The 14,135-nt window shown below is 50.5% G+C and carries 10 protein-coding genes and 1 pseudogene; 9 read left to right on the plus strand and 2 right to left on the minus strand.

Annotated elements, in window-relative coordinates:
• The first annotated feature begins 53 nt into the window (after positions 1-53).
• The 7 genes and pseudogenes from prpF to DYA43_RS06745 all read left to right on the plus strand — a co-directional run bounded on the left by prpF (position 54) and on the right by DYA43_RS06745 (position 8,619).
• Complete coding sequence (prpF, locus tag DYA43_RS06715; RefSeq protein WP_104408506.1) at positions 54-1,250, plus strand: 2-methylaconitate cis-trans isomerase PrpF; 1,197 nt, start codon at positions 54-56, stop codon at positions 1,248-1,250.
• A 13-nt stretch (positions 1,251-1,263) separates the two neighbouring features.
• A pseudogene (locus DYA43_RS06720) lies at positions 1,264-3,153 on the plus strand (propionyl-CoA synthetase); the annotation flags it as partial.
• 302 nt (positions 3,154-3,455) lie between these two features.
• Positions 3,456-3,875 (plus strand): MarR family winged helix-turn-helix transcriptional regulator, encoded by a 420-nt coding sequence (locus DYA43_RS06725; RefSeq protein WP_061056487.1) that lies wholly within the window; start codon positions 3,456-3,458, stop codon positions 3,873-3,875.
• Positions 3,876-3,900: 25 nt separating this feature from the next.
• Positions 3,901-4,962 carry an HlyD family secretion protein gene (locus DYA43_RS06730; RefSeq protein ID WP_020330994.1) on the plus strand — a complete coding sequence of 354 codons (1,062 nt, stop codon included), beginning with the start codon at positions 3,901-3,903 and terminating at the stop codon, positions 4,960-4,962.
• A gap of 15 nt (positions 4,963-4,977) precedes the next feature.
• Positions 4,978-6,495 (plus strand): DHA2 family efflux MFS transporter permease subunit, encoded by a 1,518-nt coding sequence (locus DYA43_RS06735; RefSeq protein WP_020330995.1) that lies wholly within the window; start codon positions 4,978-4,980, stop codon positions 6,493-6,495.
• A gap of 164 nt (positions 6,496-6,659) precedes the next feature.
• On the plus strand, positions 6,660-7,142 hold the full coding sequence (locus tag DYA43_RS06740) for a GNAT family N-acetyltransferase (protein ID WP_020330996.1): 483 nt from the start codon (positions 6,660-6,662) through the stop codon (positions 7,140-7,142).
• A 34-nt stretch (positions 7,143-7,176) separates the two neighbouring features.
• Entirely contained in the window at positions 7,177-8,619 is a 1,443-nt protein-coding gene (locus DYA43_RS06745; RefSeq protein ID WP_020431110.1) for a bifunctional NUDIX hydrolase/phosphatase PAP2 family protein, read from the plus strand.
• A gap of 68 nt (positions 8,620-8,687) precedes the next feature.
• Here the strand turns inward: DYA43_RS06745 and DYA43_RS06750 are convergent, their stop codons facing one another.
• Positions 8,688-9,794, minus strand: coding sequence for a M20/M25/M40 family metallo-hydrolase (locus DYA43_RS06750; RefSeq protein WP_061056488.1), 1,107 nt, complete (start codon positions 9,792-9,794; stop codon positions 8,688-8,690).
• A 121-nt stretch (positions 9,795-9,915) separates the two neighbouring features.
• A complete protein-coding gene (locus DYA43_RS06755; protein WP_225869444.1) occupies positions 9,916-11,400 on the minus strand; it encodes an EAL domain-containing protein in 1,485 nt (494 codons plus the stop codon).
• Between the two features lie 525 nt (positions 11,401-11,925).
• On the opposite strand from DYA43_RS06755, the gene hppD reads away from it, so the two are divergent.
• Both hppD and DYA43_RS06765 read left to right on the plus strand, forming a co-directional pair.
• Positions 11,926-12,999 (plus strand): 4-hydroxyphenylpyruvate dioxygenase, encoded by a 1,074-nt coding sequence (gene hppD, locus DYA43_RS06760; RefSeq protein WP_061056490.1) that lies wholly within the window; start codon positions 11,926-11,928, stop codon positions 12,997-12,999.
• Positions 12,992-14,128, plus strand: a complete 1,137-nt coding sequence (locus DYA43_RS06765; RefSeq protein WP_061056491.1) for a homogentisate 1,2-dioxygenase — start codon at positions 12,992-12,994, stop codon at positions 14,126-14,128. The genes hppD and DYA43_RS06765 overlap by 8 nt, the downstream gene beginning before the upstream one ends.
• Positions 14,129-14,135 lie beyond the last annotated feature (7 nt).

The following is a 14,135-nucleotide window of genomic DNA, read 5'->3' on the forward strand; positions in this document are numbered from 1 at the left end:
GGAGTGATGCAATGAGCAATGTCAGCACAACTTCTCCATGGACCACCGCTGAGATGCTGTCTCAATCAGTGTTTTCTCAAACCCGAGTGCCCGCGACGTACATGCGTGGCGGCACCAGCAAAGGGGTATTTTTCCGTCTGGGCGATCTGCCGCCAGCGGCGCAGGTTGCGGGCGCGGCGCGCGATCGCTTACTCATGCGCGTGATTGGCAGCCCGGATCCGTACGGCAAACAGATTGACGGCATGGGCGGCGCCACTTCAAGCACCAGTAAAACCGTGATTGTGTCGCAAAGTGCTCAAGCGGGTCATGACGTCGATTATCTGTTTGGACAAGTGTCGATTGATAAAGCGTTTGTCGACTGGAGCGGTAACTGCGGCAATCTGTCGGCGGCGATTGGTCCGTTTGCAATTTACGCCGGATTCATTGCACCAGAGCGCATTCCTCACAACGGTGTGGTTGAGGTGCGCGTGTGGCAGGTCAACATCAGCAAAACCATCGTCGTACATGTGCCGATCAAAGATGGCTTGGTGCAGGAAACGGGCGAGTTTGAACTCGATGGCGTGACTTTCCCAGCGGCGGAAATTCAGGTCGATTTCATGGACCCGGCTGACGGTGAAGGCTCTATGTTCCCGACCGGAAATTTGGTCGATGATCTTGATGTTCCGGGCGTAGGCACATTTAACGCCACGTTAATCAATGCGGGCATTCCGACGATTTTTGTCGATGCCGCGTCGATTGGCTATCAGGGCACGGAGCTTCAGGATGACATCAACAACGACAGCAAAGCGCTGGCGATGTTTGAAACCATTCGTGCCTACGGCGCGCTGAAAATGGGGCTGATTCAAGACCTCAGTGAAGCGCAAACCCGTCAGCACACTCCAAAAATTGCGTTTGTCTCCAAACCGCAAACCTACACCGCATCCAGCGGCAAAACCGTTGCAGCCAGTGATGTCGATGTCCTGGTGCGCGCGTTGTCGATGGGCAAATTGCATCACGCCATGATGGGGACCGCTGCCGTTGCCATCGCTGCCGCGGCGTGTGTGCCAGGAACGCTGGTGAATTTGGCCGCCGGTGGCGGAGAGAAAACGTCGGTGACCTTTGGTCACCCTTCGGGAACATTAAAAGTTGGCGCCAGTGCAAGCGAAACGACGCAAGGTTGGGTGGTAGAAAAAGCCGTGATGGGTCGCAGCGCACGTATTTTGATGGAAGGCTGGGTGCGCGTGCCCGCAGAAACCATCAACCACGGCTAAGCCAGAACAATCAAGGAGAAGCACCATGTCTGCATATTTAAAGGAATATCAATGGGCAAAGGATGAGCCGCAAGCGTTCTGGAAAGCTCAAGCCCAAAACATCGACTGGTTTGAATTCCCTCAAACCATTTTGCAAAAAGACGAACACGGCATTGAACGCTGGTTCCCGGATGGTTTGCTCAACACCTCGTGGTTGGCACTGGATTACCACTGTGAACAGGGTCGCGGCGACCAAACGGCGCTGATTTATGATTCGCCGGTGACGGGCAAAAAACAGCGGTACAGCTACACCGCCCTGCGGGATTGTGTCGCTCGCGTGGCGGGCATGTTGGCCGAGCAGGGCGTCACCAAAGGCGATCGCGTAATCATCTATATGCCGATGATCCCGGAAGCGGCGATGGCGATGCTGGCGTGTGCGCGTTTGGGCGCCATTCACTCGGTGGTGTTTGGCGGCTTTGCGCCAAACGAGCTGGCGGTGCGTATTGAAGACGCCGAACCCAAAGTCATTATGACGGCCTCTTGCGGTGTGGAAGTCAACAAAGTGATTCCCTATAAGCCAATGGTCGATAAAGCGATCATGGACAGTCGTTGGAAACCGGAAAAAGTGTTGGTGTATCAACGCCCGGAGTGCCTTGCCGATTTAACCAGTGAACGCGATTTGGAATGGAACACGCTGATTCAAAGCGCGCTGCCGCATGCGTGTGTGCCTGTACTGGCAACGGACCCGCTTTACATTCTGTACACCTCGGGAACGACAGGCAAACCCAAAGGGGTGGTGCGTGACAACGGCGGTCATGCCGTCGCGATGAAATACTCGATGAGCTGTATTTACAACATGCCGCAAAATGGCGTGTTCTGGGCCGCATCAGATGTGGGCTGGGTGGTGGGGCATTCTTACATTGTGTATGCGCCGCTGATTCACGGCTGCACAACCATTTTGTACGAAGGTAAACCAGTGCGTACGCCGGATCCGGGTGCCTTCTGGCGCGTGTGTCAGGAATACAAAGTCACTGCACTGTTCTCGGCGCCAACGGCTTTCCGAGCCATCAAGAAAGAAGATCCGAATGGCGAGTATCTTAAGCACTATGACCTGTCGAGCGTGAAAACCATCTTCATGGCGGGTGAACGTTTGGATCCGCCAACTTTAGAATGGGTCGAATCGCAAACCGACAAACCGGTCATTGACCACTGGTGGCAAACCGAAACGGGCTGGGCGATTGCCGGCAACCCAACGGGCATTGAACTGATGCCGATTAAAGCGGGTTCAGCGACTAAGCCGATTCCGGGTTATCAAGTGGAAATCCTCAATGAACTCGGCGAGGTGCTGCCGCCGAATCAGCAAGGCTTTGTGGCGTTGAAACGTCCGTTGCCGCCAAGCTGTTTGCCGACTGTGTGGCGCAATCACGACCGTTTTGAGTCCGGTTATTTGTCACAATTCCCAGGTTACTACGTCTCAGGTGATGGCGGTTATCTGGATGAAGATGGTTACCTGTTCATCATGGGCCGCATTGACGATGTGATTAACGTTGCTGGTCACCGCCTCTCGACGGGTGAAATGGAAGAGATCGTCGGCGCGCACCCAGCGGTGGCGGAATGCGCGGTGGTCGGTGTGCACGATGAACTGAAAGGACAATTGCCACTCGGACTCGTGGTGCTCAAAGATGGCGTGAAGATCGATGCGCTGGCGCTGGAAACGGAACTGGTCAGCAGCGTACGCAGCCAAATCGGTGCGGTGGCGTGCTTTAAACACGCACTGGTGGTCGAGCGGTTGCCGAAAACTCGTTCTGGCAAAATCCTGCGCCGTATTATCCGCCAGATTGCGGATGGAGAAAGTTACACTGTCCCGTCGACCATTGACGATCCAACCAGCCTCAACGAATTGGAAAAGGTGCTGCATCATTAGGATGTGGCTTGTACTCAAACGGGACTACGTTATGTCGTTCGACGTTTAGGTACGATAGGGTAAAACTTGGTTCATTTTGACCCTTTGTGCTCCGCTTGCGGGGCACTTTTTTTGTCTGCATTTTCTATTCAGCAGAAACATTTCATAACACTATGAAATTTATCAGTTTATGCAAATACTCATCCGTTATTTCAATTAATAGGCTTTACATATAGTAAGCAAAGCTTACTATATGTTTAACTATGTTTCTAAATGTAACCAAGGCATTTAGAATAATTCGAGATAAATCAGAAGGGTATGCAATGACAGCTCCGTCTATAGGTTACTTACTTTGGGATGTGATGCGTCTGGTACGCAAACAATATCAAAGCGAAGCTGGCGCCAACTGCCTGACCATCGCGCAAGCCAAAGCACTGTCGCACATCGCTCGTTGTCAGGGGGTCAAACAGGTAGAACTGGCTGAACTGCTGGAAATCAAACCGATGAGTTTAGTGCGTGTGATTGATTCTCTGGTGGAAGAAGGGTTGGTTGAACGTCGTCCGGATCCCAAAGATCGCCGCGCTCATCAAATTTACCTGCTGCCAGCCGCGGATGCTCAATTAGTCAAAATCAAAAGTGTCAGCAACCAAATCTGGGACGAAGCATTACAGGGGCTGACCGCCCAGCATCGCGAGCAGTTCATCAGTACGCTGGAACACATTCACAGCAATCTCTCCAAATAAACAATACGTATCAGGAATATCTTGTATGTCTAACGAACAATCACAGACGCCTTCACAACCTGTATCCAAACCACGCCGCAAAACCAAACGTGCTGTACTGCTTTTTCTGGTGCCGGTGCTGGCCGTGGCCGGAAGCGTGGCGGTCTACCTGCACGGTGGCCGTTATGTTGAAACCGACAACGCGTATGTAAAAGCAGACAAGACGTCAATTACCGCCGAAGTCTCTGGCCGCATTATCAATGTGCCAGTCGAGGAGAACCAACAGGTGAAAGCGGGCGATTTGTTGCTGCAAATCGATCCGACGTCATATGAAATTGCGGTCTCTCAGGCTCGCGCCAATCTCAATGATGTCAGTACCTCGCTGACCACGCTGAAAGCCGAATACCAAAGTAAACTGGCGAATATTGACGTTTCAAAAAGTCAGCATGAATACCTGAAGAAAGAAGAAGCGCGTCAACTTAACCTTTTGAAGAAAAAATACATTTCTGAATCTCAGTTTGATTCTGCACGCCAGAAAACCCTGGTCGTGGAACTCGAAGTGAACGCGCTGAAAAAAGAGCTGAAACAAATTGAAGAGAGCTTGGGCGGCGATGTGACGGCGCCGATTGAACAGCATCCGAAATATCGCGCTGCGCTGGCGTCGCTGGAAAAGGCCGAGAACGATCTACAACACGTGAATGTGTACGCGCCTGCTGATGGCATCGTGACCAAAGTGGTGGAGAAAGGGCAATACACCTCACCGGGTACGCTGGCGATGATGCTGATTTCGGCATCAGATATCTGGATTGAAGCTAACTTTACCGAGACCGAACTGACACACGTTCAGGTCGGCCAGAAAGTGGACATCAATGTCGACTACGCGCCGGATTTCAAATGGCATGGCGTGGTGGAAAGCTTGAGCCCGGCAACCGGTTCTGAGTTTTCGGTCATTCCGGCGCAAAACGCGACGGGTAACTGGGTAAAGATTGCGCAGCGTCTGCCGATTCGCATCCGCATTGATGCCAATCCGAATGCGCCGCAGCTTCGCGCGGGTTTGAGCGCGGTGGTGACGGTCGATACTGAATATCAACGTCATCTGTCGCTGTAAGGGTGAGGCGTTAAGATGGAAAGTCATGCGACACCTGTAGAGAGTGATGACAGCGGCAAACGCGGGTTTATCACTCTGTCGGTCATGCTTGCGACCATCATGCAGGCACTCGACACCACGATTGCAAACGTTGCGCTGCCACATATGCAGGGCGCCATGAGTGCGACGCAGGATCAGATTTCCTGGGTACTGACGTCTTACATTGTGGCAGCCGCGATTGCGATGCCATTGACGGGCTTTATTGCGGCGCGCATCGGCCGCAAGCGTTTGTTTCTTTATTCGGTAGTCGGGTTTACTTTTGCGTCTGTGCTGTGTGGCGCGGCGCAATCGCTCGAACAGATCATTCTGTTTCGTTTGTTGCAAGGGATCTTCGGCGCCAGTTTGGTGCCGTTGTCCCAATCTGTGCTGCTCGATACTTATCCGACAGAACAACACGGTTCGGCCATGGCGATGTGGGGCGTGGGTGTGATGGTCGGGCCGATTCTGGGCCCGTCATTAGGTGGCTGGTTAACCGAGTACTACAACTGGCGCTGGGTGTTTTACATCAACGTACCGTTCGGCATTCTGGCCTGGATGGGGATTGCAGGTTTCGTTAAAGAGACCAAGCTAGATCCCAGCCGGCGTTTTGACGTGTTCGGCTTTGCGCTGCTCGGACTTGCCATCGGCTGTTTGCAGATGTTTCTTGATCGCGGCGAATCCCAGAACTGGTTCTCCAGCATGGAAATTGTCATTGAAGCGGGCATTTCTGCGCTGGCGTTTTACATGTTTACCGTGCACATGTTTACCGCCCGAGCGCCATTCCTGGAGCCGCAGATGTTCAAAGACCGCAACTTTGTGGTCGGACTGCTGTTTGGTTTTATGATGGGCGTGATTTTGCTGGCGACCATGGCGCTGTTGCCTCCGTTCCTGCAAAACTTTATGGACTATCCGGTGCTGGACGTCGGCCTGCTGCTGACGCCTCGGGGCTTTGGCACTATGGTGGGAATGATGATCGTCGGGCGTCTGTCGGGCAAAGTGGACCTGCGTTATCTGATCACGATTGGCTTGCTGTTGATGATTTTTTCGCTGTGGGAAATGACGCACTTTTCAGTGTTCGTCACGCGCTGGGAAATCATTCATACCGGTATTGTACAGGGGTTGGGATTAGGTCTGGTGTTTGTGCCGCTGTCGACCCTGACGTTCTCCACGCTTGAGCCACGTTATCGTAATGAAGGCACCGCGCTATTCAGCCTGATTCGCAACATCGGCAGTAGCATCGGCATCTCGGTGGTGGTGACGTATCTTGCGCATCGCGCGCAGATCAACCATGCCGTGTATTCCGAGCACATCAACATGTTTAATCCGGCGTTGCAGGATGCGGTGCAGAAAGGAGTGTATGACTTATCGAGTACTGCTGGTCTGGTCGAGTTGAACAGTATGGTCACCAGCCAAGCGTATATCTTTGGATACCTGCAAGACTTCCGCTTTATGATGTATGTCTGCGTCGTGATGATTCCACTTTTGGTGTTGTTGCGAAAACCGGGTAAACGTTAAGCTACGATTGAATAAAACGCCGCATTGCGGCGTTTTTGTTTATTTAAACGGCGTTAAATTCTCATTCTTCAGCTGTTTAATAAAAAAACACACCACACCACGATGTTATTTTCTTAGACGATCTTATAAAATCGCGTCAAGACTTCTTGATTAACGTCACAAAAATGTCATCGATTTCGCTGTCAGCGGCAAAAATAGCAGATTTGGAAATATTAAATCAGTTGATGTTCGACTTGCACGACGAACACCATCGCGCCTGCCCGGAATATTTTAAAACGGCGGAAGAGGTGGAGCAGGAAAAGAGCATCGCTCGCTACATCGACAATCCCGACTGCCTTGTTTATGTCGCTCGCGACGGTAATGCAGTAGTGGGATTCATCACCGGCTATTTTAGTGAGTTAGTCTCTTCCGTCAGTAAGCCGATTCAAATGGGCAGCATTGATGAGCTGTATGTCGTTCCGGCATACCGCCAACAAGGTGTGGCTCGAAAACTCTTTTCTCGTCTGGAGCAAACGTTTGTTGAGTACGGCGCGGCTGAGATATTTGTAGAAGTCTGGGATTTTAACAGGGAAGCGCAATTATTTTATCAGGATGTTGGTTTTGCCCATCATATTCATTGGTTGAGAAAGTCAGTGCGTCGCTCGTAGATGTCTGGCTCCATGCGATAACAGGTTAATTAGCGTGTACAAGCGATTGTCAGTACTTGGCTTCAGTTTAATAATTTCTTTAGCAGCGTCTTTTTTTGCTCAAGCTGCTCCACAAGCTCCCGATAAACTTCGCGGAGCGCTTTGTCTTATCCGCGCCGACGATAAAGTCGTTCTGGTCAATGAGATCATCACAAAACAACTCTCGCTTCCCGGTGGCACCATTGAAGGTGGTGAATCACCAGAGCTGACTGCGCAGCGCGAAACCTGGGAAGAAACCGGTTTGGTTGTCACTGTCGGTAAACTGCTGGGCTACACCGAAAGCGCCGTTGTGTATGACTGCGTCAGTGATTCAGACATCATCGCTTACCAATACATTAACCGTTGGGGCGGGTACGAACTACCAGTGTGGTTCGCGCCGCATTACGGTGTGGAAGTGTCGCAGGCCATGCTGGTGCATCCAAGCCGCATCAAGGCAAACCAATACCGTTTTCCTAAACAGTGGGCCAACATCAAAACGATGTTTAATGACGCTACCGACCAATCCACCAAAGTAGTGCCAGAGCTCATCAAAGCGGCACCTGCGTTACATCAAACAGAGCTCGGTTGGATTGTCGCCCTGCAATACGCAATTGGTAGCTTTCCGGAAGTCGTCAAAACTGTGCTGAGCCGAGTCATTTTGCTTGCCGATGCTGTGGCATCGCCTGTATTGGGGCTGCTGCTGTTTCCGTTTCTCTATTGGCAAAGCGGCAAAGCCTTTTGCTATAAAGCCTTTTTCTCGGTGACGGTGACGTCGCTACTGTGTTTAGTCGCGCAGCAAGGTTTTGCTCTGCCACGCCCGCATGCGTACATTCCTTCTATCCAACTGGTCAAAAGTTTCGGCTACGGATTTCCGAGTTTACCGTTGGCTGTCTGGGTCAGCCTGGGTATTTTATGGCTACTGAAGAACGAAAAGCTGGGCCTGAATAAAAGCACAGCGGCATTTGTGGTTACCGTAGTGTGGTTGTCGCTCTCCAAGTTCTATTCTGGCAGTGCGTTTATTGTTGATATGTTGGTCGGTGCAGTCTTGGGTGCTCTGGTCGCCTGGCACATCATTCGTCTTAACGATAAACCGCAAATTCATGTGGAACGCATACTGTGTTCGAAAGGTCCGTGGTTAGCGCTGACCGCGGTGACAGTTGTCATCGCATACATCTGGCCCATGCCCGTGTTTACTGCGTGGTTGGCGGTGCTGGCAGTCATGACGTTAGTGGTGATGACACTGCATTCAGAGCAGCAGGGAATCACTTTTCGTCAAATGCTGTTCATGATTATGACGTTGCTGCTCGCCAACGAGCTGGTCAATTACGCAGCGACATTTGTCTCTTCCAGCGGTACCTGGTCATTATTGGTGGGAACCCTTCGCGAACCGTTGCTGATTCTGTTGTTCGTGCTGATGGTGCGTTTCGCCGAACGCTATCCCGCCGCCGAACCAGCATAACGCTGGGTCATTTAACATGAAAAAGCCCGGTGATATGCCGGGCTTTTTTCATTCATTCTTACCTGCACTTAACGGCTTAAGTAAGTCTCGACGAATTGGCAAACCTTGACTAAATCGTCGACTGCAATGTGCTCTTCGGTGGTGTGCACTTTGGCCATACCGGTTGAGATGTTTACCGTGGTTAAACCTTTCTCATTGAAGTTATTGGCATCGCTGCCGCCGCCCGTACGCTTGGTTTTCGCTTCAATACCCATGGCGTTAAAGGCGGATTTTAATTCGCAGATCAGCGGATGTTCTTCGTCCAGCACAAACGCGTTATAAACTCGGGTCGATTGGATCACGGCTTCTGCGCCGTGTTTTTTCGCCACAGTCTCAAACGTTGAAATCATGTGTTCCACTTGCGCCGCCAGCTTATCGTCATTCAACGAGCGCGCTTCGGCAACAATCGTCAGCTCTGGCATAACGATGTTGGTCGCCTGACCGCCATTCACCATGCCGATGTTGGCAGTGGTTTCTTCATCGATACGCAGCAGTTTCATTTGGGTAATCGCGTCGGCCGCTACGCTGATGGCACTGATACCATCTTCTGGCACAAGGCCTGCGTGCGCTGGTTTGCCTTTTATGGTGACACGCAGTTTCTGCTGGCCCGGCGCCGCTTTGACGATGGTGCCAATCGGGCCGCCAGTATCCAGCACAATGGCTTTGTTTGAGCGGATGTAGCTCATGTCAAAATTTTTGGAACCCATCAGGCCACCTTCTTCATGCACGGTGAAGGCGATTTCGATGGTTTTGTGTGCCCGGTTATGTTCGCGCAGGGCACGCACCGCTTCAAGAATGGCCGCAATACCGGATTTATCGTCGCCCCCTAGAATCGTATTGCCTTTTGAGCGGATGATGCCATCTTCAATCACAGGTTCAATGCCGATACCCGGTTTCACGGTGTCCATATGGCAGCTTAACACCACGCTGTCCGGTAGTTCGCCTTCCAGGCGGGCGTAGATGTTGAAACCGTTTGAAACCTCTGCAGGAACAGGCAGTTTTTGGACCATAAAACCAAGCTCGCCGAGCTGCTCACACAGATGCTCGCCAATGGCTTTCTCGTTGCCAGATTCGCTGTCGATTTGAATCAGATTCAGGAAGTTATCGACCAGACGCTGAGGGTGAATTTGAGTCATGATAATACCTCGTAGGGAACAGTGGCGTTACCATGCAACGATTCGTTGCTGTGTGTGCTGAGTTAAATCAATAAAGCACTCAAAAAAAAGGCCAGCTATCGTTGCTGGCCTTTGTAACAATTTATTGAAAGCATTCGCATTCGTCAGGGTTATGATTGTCGCAACAACCGTTCATTTCTGCCAACGCATCCCGAAAAGAAAGTGGCTTAGCGTAGTAGTACCCCTGTTGGTACTGGACACCTTTTTCCATCAAGTAGCAAGATTGGGCTTGAGTCTCGACACCCTCTGCGACGATTTCAACATTCATTTGATGAGCTAAGTCGATGATAGCGTTGAGAACCGGAGCATTGACCGATTCAACACCGATAGTATCTACAAAACACTTATCGATTTTAAGGAAATCAAAGGAGATGTTTTGTAGTACCGACAGTGCGGTTCGGCCTGTACCAAAATCATCGATCGCCACCATAATGCCATTTGCTCTCAGCTCGCGCAGGACTTCTTGACCTTGTTTGTCCAACAACTGACGTTCAGTGATTTCCGCAATCAGTTGCAAGTTAATGTCATCAAACGCTTTAGCATACTGTTTGAGCTTGTTTACGCATGCCGGGTCAAGCAAATAGGATGGGGGAATATTCACGCCAATTTGATAACGTTCGGTTAACTTCGCTTTAGACCAATCATGAAGAATGCAGTCCAACACATAGTTCGTAAGTTTGTTGATCAAGCCAAACTCTTCCGCGATTGGAATAAAGTTATCCGGACGCACAAAGCCCAACTTTGGGTTTACCCATCGCACTAACGCTTCAAACCCTTTTATTTCACATGGATGACTTCTTACAACTGGCTGATACGTCATAAACAACTCGCGTCGCTCCATACCTCTGCGCAGATCATCCACGAGCGTGGTGCGGCCGCTAAAAAAGAACAGCAGTATCGAAATCAAAATCGACACGGCGATTGATACGGGCAGTGCGCCGAGAATAAAAAACGTCAGACGATCAGACACATAATGATCACTGGCTTCCACCATCAGGGTGAAGCCGTATTGCTTTGAATGCTCAATAACACTGCGGTTCGAGCTTTCAAGGCTGCCATCGTACGGATAAACGCTGCGGTTGATTTCAAACGCCAGCTTTTCTATTCGATCATCGGTTCGATAACCGAGACGAGCTGCGATGTAGTTCTTATCGACTACAGAGATCACGCCACGCTTGGAGTTGCGATGATCGTTATCAATCACCAACAAGGTGCGCTTTTCGGGATCGCCTTCTAAATCGAACAACACCACATTGGGCTTGATGTTGCCATCCGGATAGTAGCGACTGATGTCGCTACTGATCTCGCCGCGCTTGGACGAGCAGATGATGGAGCTGTTCTCCACTACCAACATCTCACGCAAGATACTTTCAAACAGCAAATCGCTCTGCAGTTTGTCACATGTGCGTGGGTTATAGAGCGCTTTTTCGTTCTCGCTACGGAGTTCATTAATGATGACTTCAATCCGTGACACGTAGGAATTGGCGATGTTGGTTAAATTACTATCAACATTTTCCATTCCTGCGCGGTACGCGGCAGAAATCACGATGGGTAAGGGCAATAACACAATTGCCAAAGCACGCTTCATCCACTGAAATTGCTGTTTGGAAAGTCGTCTTAGCATAATGTGAGTAATGTTTCTGTCTCAAATGTAATACAAATAATCAAATAGTTGCACAGTATAAGTGAACATCCTCAGATTAAGAAGGGATATCGCAAAGTAATTGCACAAAATTTGCACTGTCAGCGTTGTGTAGGGATAAAACTGTTAATAACAATCGTGTAACACAATTATTACCCTGTACGAATTTATATACTGTTTTCTCCTCTTCTTCTGATTATTGATGCTTGCCGAATGCAATTAAATTTTTTCTATTTTTCAATGAATAATGATGTGTTCTGTGTTGTTACAGCGAGTCGAATGAAGCAAAAACCATCGATGATTCTGAAATGTAATTAATTTGTTACACCTATTCCGGTCGACAGATCAGAGGCAATTATTAACACGGCTATTCCAATTTGGGACGCGATCATCCAGTTTTATAACAAACACTTAACAACGAACGTGATGATCGAACTGAAGGAGTAGAGCATGAGCGCCAACATCAACCCACTGGGCACAGATGGCTTTGAATTTGTCGAATATACGGCAGCAAGTACCAAAGGTATTGAAGACTTAAAACAGCTGTTTTCCTCGCTAGGGTTTGCCGAGATTGCCAAACATCGCTCTAAAGAAGCGTGGTTGTATCGTCAGGGTGACATCAACTTTATCGTCAATGCCCAGCCGCGCAGCCAGGCTGAAGCCTTTGCCAAAGTCCATGGCCCATCCGTATGCGGCATGGCTTTTCGTGTCAAAGATGCCGCGTCTGCGCTTAAACATGCGTTAAACAACGGCGCAGAAGAGTACAAAACCGAAATCGGCCCGATGGAACTCAGTATTCCGGCGATTTACGGCATTGGCGAAAGCTTGTTGTACTTTGTCGACCGCTACGGCGATCGCAGCATTTACGATGTCGATTTCCATTTCTATGACGATGCCGCCGCGCGCATGCAACAAGCGCAAGCTGGCCTGATGGAAATTGACCACCTGACGCACAACGTCAAACAGGGCCACATGGATACTTGGTCTGGCTTTTATGAGCGCATCGGTAACTTCCGTGAGATTCGTTACTTCGATATCGAAGGGAAACTCACCGGGCTGGTAAGCCGTGCAATGACTGCGCCGTGTGGCAAAATCCGTATTCCGATCAATGAATCCTCGGACGACAAATCACAGATTGAAGAGTTCATTCGTGAATACAACGGGGAAGGCATTCAGCACATTGCACTGAGCACCGACGACATCTACCAAACCGTGCGCACGCTACGCGAACGTGGCATGGACTTTATGCCGACACCGGATACTTACTATGAGAAAGTCGATGCGCGCGTTGAAGGGCATAGCGAGAATGTCGATGAGCTCAAAGCGTTGCGTATTCTGATTGACGGCGCGCCGATGAAAGACGGCATTCTGCTGCAAATCTTTACCCAAACCGTGATTGGCCCGGTGTTCTTTGAAATCATTCAACGTAAAGGCAATGAAGGCTTTGGAGAAGGCAACTTCAAAGCGCTGTTTGAATCGATTGAAGAAGATCAGATTCGTCGAGGAGTACTGAGCGATGCATAAGTGGATGACCTTCCCGCACCGGGAAGGGGTATGCTCTAAACAGGCGCATGCCGATTTCCCGAGTGACGCAATTTATGAACGTGAAGCGGGCCGCAGCGGTTTCTTCGGCCCGGCGGCACACTTCCATCATCAACATGCCCCAACGGGTTGGATCGAGTGGGAGGGCGAACTGCGTCCACGCGCGTTTAACTTCAACCATGTTGCCGAAGCCTCTCAGCTTTCGCCTTGGTTTGTGCCGCACTTGCTGCACAACCAGGATGTAAAAGTTCGAGTATGGAAGCTGGCGCAGCCGATGGAGTGCCTGGTACGCAACGCCGATGGTGACGACTTGCTTTTTGTTCATCAGGGCAAAGCGGATTTGTACTGCGATTACGGCCACATGAGCATCAGTGAAGGGGATTACGTGTTGATCCCGCGTTCGACCAACTGGCGTTTAGAACCGCAAGAGCCGCTATTTCTGCTGATGATTGAAAACACCGATGCGGCGTATACGCTGCCGGAAAAAGGCATTGTCGGCAATCACGCGGTGTTTGATCCTGCCGTGTTGGAAGTGCCAAGCATCAATGACGAGTTCAAAGCGCAGTATTCCGAGCAGCAAACACAGGTTCAGGTCAAACGCCATGAACAGGTGAGTGTGATTACCTATCCGTTTAACCCCTTGGATGCGATTGGCTGGCACGGTGATTTGGCGGTGGTCAAACTCAACTGGCGCGACATTCGCCCGTTGATGTCGCATCGCTACCATTTGCCGCCGTCTGCGCACACGACGTTTGTCGGTGCTGGTTTTGTGGTGTGTACGTTTGTGCCACGCCCGATTGAAAGTGACCCGGGCGCGCTCAAAGTGCCGTTCTACCACAACAACGATGATTACGATGAAGTGCTGTTCTACCACGCTGGTGATTTCTTCAGCCGTGACAATATCGAAGCGGGTATGGTGACTTTCCACCCAGCCGGCTTTACCCACGGCCCGCATCCGAAAGCGTTTAAAGCCGGAATGGAATATAAGAAAAAATTCACCGATGAAGTGGCTGTGATGATCGATACTCGTCATGCGCTACAGTTTGGTGAAGCGGCGCAGAAGGTGGAAAACCGCGAGTACGTCTACAGTTGGAAAGAAGTCAAAGAATAAGGACAGA

Origin of the sequence: Vibrio fluvialis (assembly GCF_900460245.1) — a bacterium.
Classification (GTDB): domain Bacteria; phylum Pseudomonadota; class Gammaproteobacteria; order Enterobacterales; family Vibrionaceae; genus Vibrio; species Vibrio fluvialis.